Consider the following 13,484-nt stretch of genomic DNA (forward strand, 5'->3'; position numbering starts at 1 on the left):
CGTTGCCGTTGCCCAGGGGATCGTTGCCCAGGGGATCATTGCCCAGGTGATGGCTCTCCTGGGGACTGTTGCCCGGTGCGCGGACGCGGTAGCCATCCCGAAAAGGCCGGGCGCCAGCATCCGGCATCGGGAGAAAGCACCGCCATGACCCTGTTCCCCCCCGTTCTCGGCCGCCGCGCGGCCCTCGTCCTCGGCGCCGCCACCCTGGCCAGCCCGTTGGCCGCTCCCTTGGCCACCCCGGCCGTGGCGCAGCCGGCCTGGAGCCCCTCGCGCCCCATCCGGCTGATCGTGCCCTTCGCCGCCGGCGGCGCCGCCGATTCCGCTGCCCGCAGCATCGCGCCGCGCCTGGGCGAGCGGCTGGACCAGACGGTGGTGGTGGAGAACCGCACCGGCGCCAGCGGCTCGGTTGGCGGCGCGGCGGTGGCGCAGTCGGCACCGGACGGCACCACGCTGCTGTTCGACGCGTCCTCCCACATCGTCAACCCGTCCCTGCTGCGCGGCCTGCCCTTCGACTACGCCACCGCCTTCACGCCGGTGTCGCTGGCGGTGACCTTTCCGCAGGTGCTGGCGGTGAAGAGCGGCTTTCCGGCGCAGAGCCTGCAGGACTTCATCGCCGCGGCGCGCGTCCGGCCGGGGCAGATCAGCGTCGGCACCCAGGGCAACGCCACAGCCGGGCATCTGGGCCTGGTGGAGTTCGGCCGCCGCGCCGGCATCGAGGTGACGCATGTGCCTTATCGCGGCGGCGCCGATGCGGCGCGCGACTTGGCGGCGGGCACGCTGGACGCGGTGTTCATCACCGCGCTGTCGGCCGGGCCGACGGTGGACAGCGGCCGGGCCCGCTTCCTGGCAGTGGCCAGCGAGCAGCGCGTCGGCGTGCGGCCCGATGTGCCGACCTTTGCCGAGGCCGGGCTGCCCGGCCTGGTGATCAGCGAGTGGGCGGCGCTGCTCGGCCCGGCCGGGCTGCCGCCGGCCGCCGTGACCCGGCTGCATGCCGAGCTGGTCGCCGTGCTGGCCGAGCCGGAGGTGCGCGCGCGGCTGGCGCAGCTCGCCGCCGAGCCGGTGGGCAACAGCCCAGACGCCTTCGCGGCCGATCTCAAGGCGGGACGGGACCGCATGGCGCGGCTGGTGCGCGAGGCCAACATCCGGCTGGATTGATGCCGCCGCGACGCCGGCGCTAGCATCGCGGCACAACCGGAGAACCGGCCGAGCAGGGGAGGATCGCCGCATGACCGGCATCGATGCGCACCAGCATTTCTGGCGGTTGTCGCGCGGCGACTACCATTGGCTGACCCCCGACCTCGCCCCGATCCACCGTGATTTCGGTCCCGGGGATCTCCGGCCCCTGCTGGCGCCGCATGGCATCGACGCCACCATCCTGGTGCAGGCGGCGCCGACCGAGGCGGAAACCGAGTTCCTGCTCGAGCTGGCGCGCAACACGCCGCTGGTTGCCGGGGTGGTCGGCTGGACCGATCTGGAAAGCCCCGGTGCGGCGCAACGCGTCGCCGAGCTGGCCGCCGATCCGCTGCTGGTCGGGCTGCGCCCCATGGTGCACGACATTCCCGACGACAACTGGCTGCTGCGCCCGTCCCTGGCCCCCGCCCTGGCGGCCATGGCGCAGCACGGGCTGGTGTTCGACGCGCTGCTGCGCCCGCGCCATTTCTCCCGCCTCCCGGCGGTGCTGGACCGCCACCCCGACCTCCAGGTGGTGCTGGACCATGGCGGCAAGCCCGACATCGCCGGAAGCGCGCCGGGTGAGGCCGCCCCGGACTGGGCCGCGGCGCTGGCCGGCCTCGCCCGGCATTCCAATTTGTGCTGCAAGCTGTCCGGCCTGGCCACCGAGGCGCCGGCCGACTGGACCGCCGACACGCTGCGCCCCTATGCCGCGGAGATCCTGCGCTGCTTCGGCGCGGAGCGGGTGATGTGGGGCAGCGACTGGCCGGTGGTGGAGCTGGCCGGCGGCTACCGGTGCTGGCGCGAGGCCGCCGAGGCGCTGGTGCCCGAGGCGGCGCGGGGGGCCGTGTTCGGCGCCACCGCCGCGCGCATCTACCTGTCGGGACGGGGCCGCAAGCCATGCTGAAGACCATCGATCCGCTGCTGACGCCTGACCTGCTCTGGGCGCTGGCGGCCATGGGCCATGGCGACGACATCGCGCTGGTGGACGCCAACCACCCGGCCGAGCGCGTCGCCCGCACCACCACCTTCGGCCGGCCGATCCGCCTGCCCGGCATCCCGGTGGAACGCGCCGCTGCCGCCATCCTGTCCGTGCTGCCGATCGATGATTTCGAGCCGCAGCCGCTGCGCCGCATGGAGGTGGTGGGCGAGCCCGCCGCCATTCCGCCGCCCCAGCAGGCGGTGCGGGCCTTGCTGGGCGAAGGGCAGGCGCTGCACGGGATCGAGCGCTTCGCCTTCTACGAGGCGGCGGGCCGGGCCTTCGCCGTGGTGCAGGCCGGCGACCCGCGGCCCTATGGCTGCTTCCTGTTCCGCAAGGGCGTGATCGCCGGCTAGCGCCCCGCTGGACGCGCGGGCCGCCGCCGCTCCATGCTGCCGCGAGGGTACAGGTCCGCCGGCATGGCAGGGCCCACAACAACACGATGCGGCCGTGCGGCCCGCGCGGCCGGGGAGGAACACCGCACATGTCCCCTGTTGCCCGCAGAAGCCTGCTGGCCGCGTCCCTCGGCGCATCCCTGACGCCGGCCCGCGCCGCATGGAGCCAGACATCGCCGCGCGCCGGCGGCCCGGTGCGCATCATCGTGCCGTTTCCGCCGGGCGGCAGTGTCGATACCCTGGCGCGGCTGCTGCAGGCCGGGCTGCAGCAGGCTCTCGGCACCAGCATCGTGATCGAGAACCGCAGCGGCGCCGGGGGTGCCATCGGCGCCGCAGCCGCGGCGCGTGCCGCGCCGGACGGGCAGACCATTCTGTTCGTGTTCGACAGCTTCGCGGTGGCGCCGGCGCTGCTGCCCGATGCCGGCTACGACGCCCGGCGGGATTTCGCGCCGATCATGCTGCTCGGCACCGCGCCCATGCTGGTCACCACGCCGAAGAGCCGCCCCTGGACCAGCTTCGCCGGGGTGATCGAGGCGGCCCGTGCCCGGCCCGAGACGATCACCTACGGCACCATCGGCAATGGCAGCCTGGCGCACCTGACCATGACGCAGATCCAGCAGGCCACCGGCATCCGGCTGACGCATGTGCCGTATCGCGGCGGCGGCCCGCTCAGCACCGCCGCGGCGGGCGGCGAGGTCGACCTGCCGATGGCCACCCATGCGGGGCTGGGCGGGCAGGTGGGGCAAAGCGTCCGGCCGATCGCGCAAACCGGGCGGCAGCGATCGGCGCTGTTTCCGGACGTGCCGACGCTGGCGGAAAGCGGCGTGCCGGGCCTCGATGCGCGCGCCTGGTGGGGGGCGCTGGCCCCGGCGGGAACGCCGCCCGCGGCGCTGGAGCGGTTCCACGCCGCCCTGGCCAGTGCCATGGCGGCACCGGAGGTCCGCGCACGGCTGGGCAACAGCCTGGGCATCGATCCGGTGGCCTCCGCGCCGGACGAGTTCGGCCGCTTCCTCGAGACGCAGATCGAGCAATGGGGCGCGGTGGTGCGGCAACACAACATCCGCGCCGACTGAGCCGCCGCGCGACGCGGCCACGCCGGAGGGAGGCGCGGGAAGAAGCGCGGTGCGCCACGGCTCGACCGGCTTGCAAAGCAACTCGCGCCATCCATATACCATCCACACGGATGGCGAGTGGATGGTGCGAGCATGGCCGGCAAGGTACAGGATCTGCGTCCCCGGACCGGTGACAGCGAAAAGATCACCATCAATCTGGGCTATGTGGACCTCGGCCACATCGACCTGCTGGTGCAGGATGGCTTCTATTCCAACCGCACCGACTTCATCCGCACCGCCATCCGCAACCAGGTCGAGCGCCATGCCGAATCCGCCCGTCAGTCGGTGGCGCGGCAGGGCTTCGACCTGGGGCTGCGCCATTACAGCCGCGCCGACCTGGAAGCTGCCCGCGATTCCGGGCGCCGGCTCGAGATCCGGGTGCTCGGCCTGGCCAGCATCGCCGCCGACGTGACGCCGGAACTGGCGCGCGCCGCCATCGCCTCGGTGTCGGTGCTGGGATCGCTGCAGGCCAGCGCCGCCGTGAAGGCCGCCCTGGCCGACCGGATGCGCTGAGCCCACCCCTCCGCTTCCTTCTTTCTTCTGACCGAAAGTTCGCTCCCATGAACGCTGCATCGCCCGCCGAGATGGCCGAGGTGACCCGCCTGACCCGTGCCGGCCGGTTGCCGGAGGCCACCGCGCTGTTGCAGCGCCTGCTGCGCGGCGAGGTCGCGCCACGACCGCGCGAGGCGGCGCCGCGCGGGTCCGGCGCCGCGCCGCGCGCGCCGCGCATCATCGATGTTGATCCGGACACCGGCGCCGCCACGGCGGAACCGGCCGCGGCGGCCGCCGCGGCCGGAAGGGCCCCGGCCGATGCGGGGGTGGCCGGCGCAGGATCGGCCGGCGCCGGTTTCCCTGGCGCGGGATGGGCCGGCGGGAGGCTGGCTAATGGGGGCTTGGCCGGTGGGGGTATGGCCGGTGGGGGTATGGCCGGCGGAGGACTGGCTAATGGGGGCCTGGCTGACGCGGGCCTGGCGCAGATGGCGCGGGGGCTGCGCGAGCGGCTCGGTTCGCTGGCGCCGGCCGGCATGGCGGCCGGCGGACCCGCCGGCGCAGCCGTGCCGCTGCCGGAGGGCGCGCGCTTCCTGTCGTTGAATTTCGGCAGCGAGGCCGGCAGCCGCACCTACAAGCTCTACATTCCCGCCGCGCATCGCGACGCGGCGGCGCCCCTGCTGGTGATGCTGCATGGCTGCACCCAGTCGCCGGACGATTTCGCCGCCGGCACCCGCATGAACGCCCTGGCCGAGGAGCACGGCTTCCTGGTCGCCTATCCGGCCCAGACGGCGTCCGCCAACGCGCAGCGCTGCTGGAACTGGTTCAGCCCCGGCGACCAGCGGCGCGACGGCGGCGAGCCGGCGCTGATCGCCGGCATCACCCGGCAGATCCTGCGCGACCATCCGGTTGATCCGGCGCGGGTCTATGTTGCCGGCCTCTCCGCCGGCGGTGCCGCCGCCGCCATCATGGGCGCCGCCTATCCTGAACTCTATGCCGCGGTGGGGGTGCATTCCGGCCTGCCCTGCGGCGCGGCGCGCGACATGCCCTCGGCCTTCGCCGCCATGCGGCAGGGGGCGGGCCCGGGGGTTGAACCGAGGGCGGGCGCGGCGGCGGCGCGGATGGTGCCGGCCATCGTGTTCCACGCCGACCGCGACACCACGGTGCATCCGCGCAACGGCGACCAAGTGATCGCCCAGGCGGCGGCGCATCCGGCGGCGGACGGGCTGCGCGTCGCGGTGGAGCGCGGGCAGGTGCCGGGCGGCCACGCCTTCAGCCGCACCCGCCACCTCGACGCCGCCGGCCGGGCGGTGCTGGAACAATGGCTGGTGCATGGCGGCGGCCATGCCTGGTCCGGCGGCAGCCCCGCCGGCTCCTACACCGATCCGCGCGGGCCGGATGCGTCGCGCGAGATGCTGCGCTTCTTCCTGTCCCACCCCATGGTGCCGGGCGCCGCCTGACGCCGTGCCTCAGCCGCGCCGCAGGTTCCAGAACAGCGGAAAGGCGCGCAGCACGCCGGACAGGTCGTCGCGATAGGCGGCCGGCACCTTGTACTGGCCGAGGGGGATATAGGGCACGTCCAGCAGCGCCTGCCGCTGCATCGCCTCGGCCAGCTGCCGGGCCTCGGCCTCGGTGGCGGCGGCGAGCCAGCGCGTGCGCAGCGTTTCCAGCGCCGGCGCCTCCGGCCAGCCACGCCCGGCATCGCGACCATGGCCGCGCAGATAGGAATGCACCGCCGGGTTGAGCTGGTCGAGCCCGGCCCAGAAGGTGTGGAACACGTTCCAGCCCCCCTGCGCCGCCGGCCCGGTATTGGCCAGCCTTTGCAGCACCGAGCCCCAATCCATCGCCTGCACGTCCACGGCGAAGCCGGCGCGCTGCAGGGCATCGGCGCCGACCTCGGCCAGCGCCTTCAGCGGGGCGAGGTCGGTCGGGTTGAGCAGCACCACCGGCTCGCCGCTGTAGCCCGCCTCGCGCAGCGCCTGCCGCGCCGCCGCCGGTTCCCGCGGCGCCAGCGTCTCCAGCCCGGCGGTGGTGGCGAGCGGCGTGCCGGGGGCGAAGAAGCCGACGCCCTCCTGCCACAGCGCGGGATCGGTGCCGGCCACGGCCTGCATGAAATCGGACTGGCGGATGGCGCCCAGCACCGCCCGCCGCACCGCCGGGTTGTTGAAGGGCGGCTGCAGCTGGTTGAAGCGCATGCAGCCGATGTAGCCGTAATCTTCCAGCAGCTCGACGCGGACGCCGCGGGCGCGGCGCAGCAGCGGCAGCAGGTCGGCGGCGGGGTTCTCCCACCAATCCATCTCGCCCGCCTGCAGCGCCGCCGCCGCCGTGCCGGCATCGGGCATCACGTGCCATTCCACGCGGTCGAAATGCACCTGCTTCGGGCCGGCGGTGAAGGCAGCCGCGCCGCCCTCGCGCGGGCGGTAGGCGACGTGGCGGGCATAGGCGACGCGGGCGCCGGCCACCCTCTCATCCGCCAGGAAACGGTAGGGGCCGCTGCCCACCATCTCTGGCACCTGCTGGAACGGATCGGTTTCGGCCAGGCGCCGCGGCATGATGGCGCAGATGCTGGAACCCGCCTTGCCCAGCGCCTGCGGCAGCAGCGGGAAGGGGGCCTTGAGGCGGAACAGGATCGTGCGGTCGTCGGGGTCCGAGATCTCCCCCGTCGCGGCCATCAGCGTCTGGCCGAAGGCGTCGCGCGCGCCCCAGCGGCGGATGCTGGCGACGCAGTCGCGGGCCAGCACCGGCGCCCCGTCGTGGAACACCAGCCCTTCGCGCAGCCGCAGCCGCCAGGCGAGGCCGTCCCGTTCCACCGAGACGCCGTCGAGCATCTGCGGCTGCGGCCGGTACTGCGCGTCGAGCCCGAACAGCGTGTCGAACACCAGCAGGGCGTGGTTGCGGGTGACGTAGGCGGTGGACCAGACCGGGTCGAGCACGCCGAGGTCGGATTGCGGGATGAATCGCAGCACGCGCGGCGCCTGCGCGGCGGCGAGGCGCGGCGTGGCCAAGGGGGCTGCCAGCAGGGAGGCGGCCTGCAACAGGGTTCGGCGGCGCGGCATGGCAGAACACTCCCGGAGGGTTGGCCGGGTGATTGAACGGCACCAGCCGCCCCTCGCCAAGTCCCGCGCCGCGCCGCATCATGGCCGCATGACCGCCGCACCGGATGCCCCGCCGCTCAACCTGCTGACCGACATCGCCGGGCTGCGGGTGGGCCACCACACCGACCTGGCCCTCGGCTCCGGTGTCACCGCGGTGGTGTTCGACGCGCCGGCGGTGGCGGCGGTGACCATTCGCGGCGGCGCGCCCGGCGGCCGCGACACCGAGCTGCTGCGCGGCGAGGCCACGGTGCAGGCGGTGGACGCGCTGGTGCTGTCGGGCGGCTCCACCTTCGGGCTGGACGCGGCGGGCGGGGTGCAGGCGGCGCTGCGCGAGCAGGGGCGGGGGCAGCGCTTCGGCGGCATGGCCATCCCGCTGGCGCCGCAGGCCATCCTGTTCGACCTGCGCAACGGCGGCAACAAGGATTGGGGGCGGTTCAGCCCTTATCGCGAGTTCGGCTACCAGGCGGCGGTGGCGGCGCGGAAGGGCGCCTTCGCGCTCGGCAGCGTCGGCGCCGGCACCGGGGCCACCACGGCGACGGTGAAGGGCGGCATCGGCTCGGCCAGCGGCATCACCGCCGGGGGGCACCGCGTCGCCGCGCTGGTCGCGGTGAACGCCGTCGGCTCGCCCCTGGTGGGGGAGGGGCCATGGTTCTGGGCCGCACCCTTCGAGGAAGGGGCGGAGTTCGGCGGCCTCGGCCTGCCGCCGCGCTTCGGGCCGGAGCATACGCGGCTGCGGCTGAAGGGCGGCGCTGGCACCGCCACCACCATCGGCATCGTCGCCACCGATGCGGCGCTGAACCGGGCGCAGGCGCAGCGGCTGGCGATCATGGCCGATGACGGGCTGGCCCGCGCCATCCTGCCCGCCCATGCGCCGAGCGATGGCGACACGGTGTTCGCGGCCTCCACCGGGGCGCGGCCGCTTACCGATCCGCTGGCGGAGCTGGCGGCGCTCGGCCACCTCGCCGGGGCGGTGATGGCCCGTGCCATCGCGCGCGGCGTGTTCGCGGCGGCGGCGCTGCCCTATGCCGGGGCGCAGACCGCGTGGCGGGACCGTTTCGCCGCGTAGCAGGGGATGGCCTTCCGCGGCGCCGCGGATCGCGCTGATCCAGTGGGGCAGCGATTATTTCGACCCGAACACCAATGCCGGGGCCTTCCTGATCAACACCGGCAACAGCGACGACGCGCGCAACAAGACCCTGGTGTGGCGGGCGAACTGGCTGATCCCGGAGCTCAGCGCCCGCACCGCCGCGGCGCGCACCGAAACCGATCCGGTCCGGCGCACGGCGCTGTACGAGGGATTGCAGCGCGAAAGCCAGCGCGACAGCCGGTTCGTGATGCTGTTCCAGCTGATCGAGAATTCGGTAACGCGCGCCGCGGTGACCGGCCTCGACACCGGGCCCATGAGCGACCGCTACCGTTGCCGGGGCATCGGCAAGGCCTGAAGGGGAGGGCGGCCTTCAACGAGGCGCCAGCACCTCGCGCAGGCTGCGGCGGCAATGCCCGCGGAACCCCATGGTGGTGTCGGCCGCGGCCAGCGCATCCATCACCGCTTCCGCCGTCGCCTCGGCGGCGGCGCGGAACACCTGGTCCATCCGGCTTTCCGCCAGCACGCGGCGCGGCAGAAAGGCGTCGCCCTCGTGCGGCAGCCGCCCGGCGGTGGAGAAGGCGAGGGCGATGTCGCCGCTGCCATGCCCCCAGAACGAGCCCGTCCAGGCGATGCCGGTGCCGGCGCGGGCCGCGATCCGGCGCAGCTGCCGGTGTTCCAGCGGGATGTCGGTGGCGAGAACCACGATCACCGAGCCCCGCTCCGGCACCGGAACGTCGGGCTCCGCGACCCGGCGGCCATCCGGCAGGCGGAGGTCGCCCGCGGCGCCGAAATTGGCCAGCACCAGGGCGCCGAGGCAGAAGGCCTCCTGCCCGATCCCGAGCCGCCGGGACGCGGTGCCGATGCCGCCCTTCAGGCCGAAGCAGCTCATGCCGGTGCCGGCGCCCACCGCGCCCGATGCCATGCCGCCATCGGCGGCGGCCCGCGCGGCGGCCAGGGCGGCGGCGGCATCCTCCGGCGTCACCGCCATGGCCTGGATGTCGTTCAGGTAGCCGTCATTGCATTCCAGCACCACCGGGTTGACCGTGGACAGGTCGCGGCCGATGCGCGGCTCGCCGGCGATGGCGTCGCGGATCAGCGCCTCGGCGCAGGCGGCAACGCCGAAGGTGTTGGTCAGCAGGATCGGCGTTTCCAGCTGGCCCAGCTCATCCACCTGCATCAGGCCGATGCTCTTGCCGAAGCCGTTCAGCACCTGGCTGGCCGCCGGCACCTTCGCGTGGAACAGGTTCCCGTCCTGCGGCAGGATGGCGGTGACGCCGGTGCGGATGGCGTCGCCGCGGTGCAGCGTGCGGTGCCCGACCCGGACGCCGGGGACGTCGGTGATGGCGTTGCGCGGCCCGGGCGGCAGCGTGCCCCAGCCGAGGCCCAGGCTGCGGGCGCGCGGGCCGGGCTCGGCGGAACGGGCGGTGGCATTGGCGGGCAAGGGCTTCCCCCCGGGTTGCGGCGATGCCGTTGTTCCAGCTGCGGGGCGCGCTGCAAACCCCCCTTCCGCGCGACCCCTTCGTCCTGCCGGCCGCTACCCGATGCCGCGGCGCTGCGCCCGCAGCCGCTGTGCATAGACGTTGACCACCAGCGCCATCAGCAGCACCAGCCCGCGGATCAGGATCTTCAGGAAGCTGTCCATGCGGATGTGGTCCAGCCCGTTGTTCAGCACGCCCAGCACCAGCACGCCGACGATGGTGTTGCCGATGCCGCCCTGGCCGCCGAACAGGCTGGTGCCGCCCACCACCACGGCCGAGATGGCGTCCAGCAGGTAGTTGTCGAACTGGTTCTGCTGCGCGCTGCCGAAATAGGCGACGCCCAGCATGCCGGCGATGCCGGAGCACAGCGCCGAGATCATCATCACCGCCGCCACCACCGCCTTCACCGCGACGCCGGAATGCTCCGCCGCCTCGCGGTTGCCGCCCACCATGTAGACGTAGCGGCCGAAGCGCGTATAGGCGAGCACCAGGTGGCCCACCAGCAGCACCAGCGCCGCCACCAGCACGATCCACGGCACCGGGCCGATTGACCCGCTGCCCAGCGCCACCACCAGGTCCGGCACGTTGTAGGCGATCTGGCCGCGGATCAGCAGCGCGCCGATGCCGTTGCCGATCTGCAGCATGGCCAGCGTCATGATGAAGGAGGGGATGCCGATCCAGGTGACGCCGAAGGCGGTGACGGCGCCGAGCGCCAGGGCACCCGCCAGCGCCAGCCCCATGGCGAGCGGCCCGGGCAGGGGCAGGTTGGCGATGTTGACGCTGCTGTCCTGCAGCGTGAAGAAGGCCAGCAGGATGCCGGCGGCGTTGGCGACGGAGGCGACGGACAGGTCGATCTCGGCGCACAGGATCACATAGGTCAGCCCCACCGCGATGATGGCGGTGATGGACACCTGCTGCAGGATGTTGCTGACATTGCCCAGCGTCGCGAAGGACGGGCTGAGCAGGCTGAACAGCAGCACCAGCGCGATCAGCGTGACAAACGGCGCCAGGTTGCGCAGCTGCGCGCCGAGGCGGAGCCAGAGCGGGTCGCGCAGCGCGGCGGGATCGGTCAGGGGCGCGGACATCCGGTGTTCTTCCTTCACGCTGCTTCCAGCAGGCGGTCCTTGCCCACCGCTTCCCCGGCGAATTCGCGCGCCAGCACGCCGCGCCGCATCACCAGGATGCGGTCGGCCAGCGACAGCACGGTTTCCGGTTCGGAGGAGACGACGAGGATGCCGATGCCTTCGGCGCGCAGCGCGCGCACGATGCGCACCACGTCGTCCTTGGCGCCGACATCCATGCCGCGCGTCGGCTCGCTCAGCAGCAGCACGCGCGGCAGGTGGGTCAGCCAGCGGGCCAGCGCCACCTTCTGCTGGTTGCCGCCCGAGAGCTGGCCCACCGGCAGGTCGACGCGCGCCGGCCGCACGCCGAGGCGGCGCACATGCCCCTCGGCGATCTCGCGCTCCCGGCGCGGGCGCACCAGGAAATGGTTGATGCGCTCCAGGATGGAGATGCTGATGTTGCGGTACACCGGCTCCGGCGCGAACAGCATGGCGCGGCGGCTTTCCGGCACAAAGGCGATGCCGGCGCGCTTGGCCGCCGGCGTGCCGCCCGCGAGCTTCGCCGCCTGCCCGTCCACCCGCACCGTGCCGTGGTCCAGCGGGAGCTTGCCCGACAGGGCGCGGGCCAGTTCCAGCTGGCCCGAGCCCATGAAGCCGTAGATGCCGACCACCTCGCCCGCATGGATGCTGAGCGAGGCCCCCTCGAACAATCCGGCGACGCCGAGATCCTCCGCCTCCAGCACGGCGGGGGTGGAAGGGCGCGGCGGCAGGGTGCGGGCGTCGGTGTAGCTTTCCTCCAGCCGCTCATGGCCGCCGCCGATCATCCGCTCGATCAGCCAGGACTTGCCGACCTCCCGCGCGGGCGAGGCGCCGACGCGGCGGCCGTTGCGGAACACGGTGACGTTGTCCGAGATTCGCAGCACGTCGTCGAGGAAGTGGGAGATGAACACCACGCTGCGGCCGGAGGCGCGCAGCCGTTCCAACAAGGTGAACAGCGTCTCCACCTCGGGCGGCGACAGGGCGGAGGTCGGCTCGTCCAGGATCAGGATGCGGGCGCCGGAGAGCAGCACGCGGGCCAGCTCGATCATCTGCTGCAGCCCAAGCGGCAGGGCGCCGGCCGGCGCGGCGGGATCGACCTCGATGCCGAGCTCGCGCAGCTGCGCCCGCGCCTGGTCGCGCATGCGTCGCCAGGACACAAGGCCCGCGCGGTTCAGCGGCTGCCGCCCCAGCAGGACGTTCTCGGCCACCGACAGCGCCGGCACGATGGACAGCTCCTGGTGCACCATGCCGATGCCGGCATCGCGCGCGTCGCGCGGCGAGCGCAGCCGGACGGGACGCCCGTCCAGCCGCATCTCGCCATCATATTCGCCGTGCACGCCGGCGATGATCTTCATCAGCGTGCTCTTGCCGGCGCCGTTCTCGCCCACCAGGCCGTGGATCTCGCCCCGGCCCAAGGTGAAATCCACGGAATCCAGCGCGGTGACGCCGGCGAAGCGCTTGGACACGCCGCGCAGTTCCAGCAGCGGCGCCTGTTCGGATGGCATGCGGTGCGCGCCCCGGCTCAGATCAGGAAGTGCTTCTGCATCCACGCCATGCCGGCCGCATTGCCTTTGGTGACCACCGGCCCGTCGGTGATCACGTGCTTCGGGATGCCCTCCGGCCCGGTTTTCTCGCCCGCCACCACGGCCGCCACGCCGGCCATGATGGCGCCGCCATGGATGCGGCAGGACGGGTTGCGCACCGTGGCGTGCATGCGCCCGTCCGCCACGGCGGCCAGCGCCGGCGGCATGGCATCGCAGCCGCCGATCTTGATGTCGGTGCGGCCCTTGGCGCGCATCACGTTGTAGGCGGCCAGCGCCATGTCGTCATTGTGGAAGTAGGCGGCGCTGATCTTGGGATATTTGGTCAGGTGGGTGTCCCAGATGCGCGCCACCTTGGTAACGTCCCAGTCGCCCGGCGTGGTGTCCAGCACCTCCACCTTCGGATAGCGCTTCACCACGGAATCGAAGCCGCGCGCGCGGCCCTGCGCCCCGGTGTGGCCGAGCGCGCCCTGGGTCATGATCACCGTGCCCTCACCGCCGATCGCCTGCATCAGCGCCTCGGTGACGGAAGCGCCCATGAACTCGTTGTCGGGCGCCAGGAAGGAGTGGACATTCACCTGATCGAGCGGCGCGATCAGCGTGTCCATGTCGATCACCGGGATGCCGGCATCGATCATGCGGCGCACCGGCGCCGTCAGCGTGCCGATGCCGAACGCCTGGATGGCCACGAAATCCCAGCGCTGCGACGCCATGTTGTCGATGGCGCCGCGCTGGCGGGTGGCGTTCAGCTCGCCGTCGAACCAGGTGACATCGACGTTGAACAGCTTGCCCCAGTATTCCGCGGCGGCCTTGCCCTGGGCGCACCAGGTGGCCTGCAGCCCGGCATTGGAAAAGGCGGCGCGCAGCGGCTTCTCGGAGCGCCCCATCTCGGCGGCGAAGGCGGGATCGAGGCCGATGCCCCCGAGCAGCGGTGCCGTGGCGGCGGCGGTGGCGGCAGCGGTCAGCAGGGCACGACGGCCACCACGCGGTGGGTCTTGCTGGTCCATGACATCCTCTCCCCTGCCCGGGGCGATCATG

At 73.2% G+C, this 13,484-nt stretch carries 13 protein-coding genes; 8 read left to right on the forward strand and 5 right to left on the reverse strand.

The window, feature by feature from the left end; genetic code table 11:
* Window positions 1-144 precede the first annotated feature (144 nt).
* From D2K64_RS10880 to D2K64_RS10905, 6 genes are all read left to right on the forward strand, one after another.
* Window positions 145-1,155, forward strand: coding sequence for a Bug family tripartite tricarboxylate transporter substrate binding protein (locus D2K64_RS10880; RefSeq protein WP_120008386.1), 1,011 nt, complete (start codon window positions 145-147; stop codon window positions 1,153-1,155).
* A gap of 70 nt (window positions 1,156-1,225) precedes the next feature.
* Window positions 1,226-2,077 (forward strand): amidohydrolase family protein, encoded by an 852-nt coding sequence (locus D2K64_RS10885; RefSeq protein ID WP_120008387.1) that lies wholly within the window; start codon window positions 1,226-1,228, stop codon window positions 2,075-2,077.
* Window positions 2,071-2,505, forward strand: coding sequence for an RbsD/FucU family protein (locus tag D2K64_RS10890; RefSeq protein WP_120008388.1), 435 nt, complete (start codon window positions 2,071-2,073; stop codon window positions 2,503-2,505). The genes D2K64_RS10885 and D2K64_RS10890 overlap by 7 nt, the downstream gene beginning before the upstream one ends.
* Window positions 2,506-2,633: 128 nt before the next feature.
* The gene (locus tag D2K64_RS10895) at window positions 2,634-3,617 is read left to right on the forward strand and encodes a tripartite tricarboxylate transporter substrate-binding protein (protein WP_157985809.1); all 984 of its coding nucleotides are present in this window, start codon (window positions 2,634-2,636) and stop codon (window positions 3,615-3,617) included.
* Window positions 3,618-3,749: 132 nt separating this feature from the next.
* Complete coding sequence (locus tag D2K64_RS10900) at window positions 3,750-4,169, forward strand: CopG family transcriptional regulator (RefSeq protein ID WP_120008390.1); 420 nt, start codon at window positions 3,750-3,752, stop codon at window positions 4,167-4,169.
* Window positions 4,170-4,216: 47 nt separating this feature from the next.
* Window positions 4,217-5,605, forward strand: a complete 1,389-nt coding sequence (locus tag D2K64_RS10905) for an extracellular catalytic domain type 1 short-chain-length polyhydroxyalkanoate depolymerase (protein ID WP_120008391.1) — start codon at window positions 4,217-4,219, stop codon at window positions 5,603-5,605.
* A 9-nt stretch (window positions 5,606-5,614) separates the two neighbouring features.
* Here the strand turns inward: D2K64_RS10905 and D2K64_RS10910 are convergent, their stop codons facing one another.
* Window positions 5,615-7,201: an ABC transporter substrate-binding protein gene (locus D2K64_RS10910; RefSeq protein WP_120008392.1), complete on the reverse strand. Its 1,587-nt coding sequence runs from the start codon at window positions 7,199-7,201 to the stop codon at window positions 5,615-5,617.
* 28 nt (window positions 7,202-7,229) lie between these two features.
* Between D2K64_RS10910 and D2K64_RS10915 the strand changes: the two genes are divergently transcribed.
* Together D2K64_RS10915 and D2K64_RS10920 are read left to right on the forward strand one after the other, a co-directional pair.
* Complete coding sequence (locus tag D2K64_RS10915) at window positions 7,230-8,306, forward strand: P1 family peptidase (RefSeq protein WP_306418942.1); 1,077 nt, start codon at window positions 7,230-7,232, stop codon at window positions 8,304-8,306.
* Entirely contained in the window at window positions 8,263-8,682 is a 420-nt protein-coding gene (locus D2K64_RS10920; RefSeq protein WP_120008393.1) for a hypothetical protein, read from the forward strand. Before D2K64_RS10915 ends, D2K64_RS10920 begins: the two co-directional genes overlap by 44 nt.
* 15 nt (window positions 8,683-8,697) lie before the next feature.
* On the opposite strand, the gene D2K64_RS10925 is transcribed toward D2K64_RS10920, so the two are convergent.
* From D2K64_RS10925 to D2K64_RS10940, 4 genes are all read right to left on the reverse strand, one after another.
* Entirely contained in the window at window positions 8,698-9,768 is a 1,071-nt protein-coding gene (locus D2K64_RS10925) for a DmpA family aminopeptidase (RefSeq protein ID WP_202910627.1), read from the reverse strand.
* A gap of 93 nt (window positions 9,769-9,861) precedes the next feature.
* A complete protein-coding gene (locus tag D2K64_RS10930) occupies window positions 9,862-10,890 on the reverse strand; it encodes an ABC transporter permease (RefSeq protein ID WP_120008394.1) in 1,029 nt (342 codons plus the stop codon).
* A 14-nt stretch (window positions 10,891-10,904) separates the two neighbouring features.
* Window positions 10,905-12,410 carry a sugar ABC transporter ATP-binding protein gene (locus D2K64_RS10935; RefSeq protein ID WP_120008395.1) on the reverse strand — a complete coding sequence of 502 codons (1,506 nt, stop codon included), beginning with the start codon at window positions 12,408-12,410 and terminating at the stop codon, window positions 10,905-10,907.
* Window positions 12,411-12,427: 17 nt separating this feature from the next.
* Window positions 12,428-13,453 carry a sugar ABC transporter substrate-binding protein gene (locus tag D2K64_RS10940; protein ID WP_120008396.1) on the reverse strand — a complete coding sequence of 342 codons (1,026 nt, stop codon included), beginning with the start codon at window positions 13,451-13,453 and terminating at the stop codon, window positions 12,428-12,430.
* Between the last annotated feature and the right edge of the window lie 31 nt (window positions 13,454-13,484).

The organism is Teichococcus vastitatis (assembly GCF_003604215.1).
Classification (GTDB): Bacteria; Pseudomonadota; Alphaproteobacteria; order Acetobacterales; family Acetobacteraceae; genus Pseudoroseomonas; species Pseudoroseomonas vastitatis.